This is a genomic window from Microcystis sp. LE19-41.2A (genome assembly GCF_027530405.1).
Lineage (GTDB): Bacteria > Cyanobacteriota > Cyanobacteriia > Cyanobacteriales > Microcystaceae > Microcystis > Microcystis aeruginosa.
The window spans coordinates 1-2038 of sequence record NZ_JAPZQJ010000019.1 but is presented as its reverse complement, the minus strand read 5'-3'; the positions used below and the strand labels follow the sequence as shown (position 1 = coordinate 2038).

At 41.0% G+C, this 2038-nt stretch carries 3 protein-coding genes; 2 read left to right on the top strand and 1 reads right to left on the bottom strand.

Translation table 11 applies throughout. From position 1 onward, the window contains the following. Nucleotides 1-178 precede the first annotated feature (178 nt). Nucleotides 179-463 (top strand): hypothetical protein, encoded by a 285-nt coding sequence (locus O9290_RS00730; protein WP_002760094.1) that lies wholly within the window; start codon nt 179-181, stop codon nt 461-463. Next, on the top strand, nt 460-783 hold the full coding sequence (locus tag O9290_RS00725) for a hypothetical protein (protein WP_002760093.1): 324 nt from the start codon (nt 460-462) through the stop codon (nt 781-783). Before O9290_RS00730 ends, O9290_RS00725 begins: the two co-directional genes overlap by 4 nt. A 205-nt stretch (nt 784-988) precedes the next feature. Here the strand turns inward: O9290_RS00725 and O9290_RS00720 are convergent, their stop codons facing one another. Next, nucleotides 989-1756 carry an ABC transporter ATP-binding protein gene (locus O9290_RS00720; RefSeq protein ID WP_288024588.1) on the bottom strand — a complete coding sequence of 256 codons (768 nt, stop codon included), beginning with the start codon at nt 1754-1756 and terminating at the stop codon, nt 989-991. Nucleotides 1757-2038: the final 282 nt, after the last annotated feature.

The window sequence follows — 2038 nt, the reverse complement described above, 5'->3', positions numbered from 1 at the left end:
GGCATGGGAGTGATCAGGGGGAAATTCAGGTACTTTTTCCCTGAAAATTAGGTAATTGACCCCCTCAAAATCGGTAAAACCCCACACCCCACACCCTACACCCTACACCCTGCTTCTAGGAAAAACTTTTTCAGCAGACCCTAGTTAAAGACACGATAAATTGATTCAAGTCAAGCCCATGCCACTAACTCTTAATTTAACATCGGAAATCGAACAATATCTCAGCCAAAAAGCGAGGGAGAAAGGTCTTTCTCTAGAAGCTTATGTCCTCAAGCTACTTAAGGATACTATTTTAGAACAAGAAAAACAGACCAAACTGGTTAATTTACTTCAATCTTGGATTGATGAAGAAGATGAACAGGAACAACAAGAAACCGGTGAATATTTAATCGAAGCACTTGACCAAGATCGCTTATCTGAGCGTCCTTTATTTCTGGCTCACTTAAAGGGAGTAACTTGGTGAATAGAGTAGTTTTATTAGATACGGGAATTATCGGTTTAATTACTAATCCTAAGCGAGCGCCTGAAAGTCTAGCTTGTAATTGTTGGCTACAAACCCTAATTAAAGCAGCTATTAGGGTTATTCTTCCAGAAATTGCTGATTATGAGGTGCGTCGAGAGTTGTTACGCACTAACAAGATTAAAGGAATTAAGCGACTGGATGAGTTAGCATGGGTTACGCTACCGCTAACCCATCCTACAAATAATTGTGCGTCCCTACTTATGACAAAATATCGATCGGGAGAAACTTTAACCCTTTTTTTGACTATCTCTGGTAATTAAATAATCATTGTTAAGTAGCTGGTTATAATTAAATTAAAAATGGATTTTAGGTTCGATCCCCCCTCAGTCCTAGAGTTGATTCATAGTAGGGTTGATTCATGAATCAACCCTACCCTTAGTCCCCCTTGATAAGGGTGGTGTCTGATAATTTTTAACGCCTACCTACTTATCTCCCATTAACCTGAAGAGGAATTATCTAAAATCCTTATTCATCCCCTAAATAAGCTTCAATCACCGCGCGATTCTCCCTGACTGTAGCTGGATCTCCCAAAGCGATTAACTTACCGAAATCTAACACGGCAATGCGATCGCATAATCCCATCACTAAAGGCACATGATGTTCGATTAACAGGACGGTTAGAGCTAAATTATCGCGAATTTGTCGAATTAGCTGACTTAATGACCCCTTTTCGCTGGGATTCATCCCGGCTGCTGGTTCATCCAGGAGTAATAACTGGGGTTGCAAAGCTAAAGCGCGGGCAATTTCCAAGCGTCTTTGATCACCATAGGCTAAATTACGGGCTTTTCGGTTGCTTTGGTCGGTTAATCCGACTAAATCTAATAATTCCCCCGCTCTTTTATAGGTTTTTTCCTCCTCCCTTCTCGAAGCTGGTAAACCCAAAATTCCTGTCCAGAGATTGGAGCTATTATGAATGTGACCAGCGATCGCAACATTTTCTAAAGCCGATAATTCACCAAATAAGCGCAAATTCTGGAAAGTACGGGCAATTCCTGCCTTAGCGATCTGGTGAGGACGATAATTCGCCAGACTGTCGCCTTGATAAATTAAATCACCACTCGATAGGGGAATTAAACCGGTGATCAGATTAAATAAAGTCGTTTTTCCCGCCCCATTGGGTCCAATTAAGCCAAAAATCTCGTTTTTTTGTACCTGAAAGCCAACGCCATCCACAGCGACTAATCCCCCAAATCGACGGGTGGCTCCCCGCACTTCTAATAAATTTGCTTGCATCCTTGTTAATAGATTAAATTAGTCGATTTTACTCGATCAAGACGATTGGAAGTAAAGATTTATCGGGCAATTATTTTGATTAGGAAATATTTTACGGCTCTTCGGGACTTGGTATGGTTCGATAGGGGAGCATAAATCGACTCAATCCTTATCTGGCAAGAGATTTAATTGATTAGTTCGCTCCAGATCGCAAACAATTGACAAAAATTGCGGCAATGTCTGTCTCTATAAAGGTTTCATTCCTTATAACCCCGTCCATTGCATAAGACAAACCGAAGAACC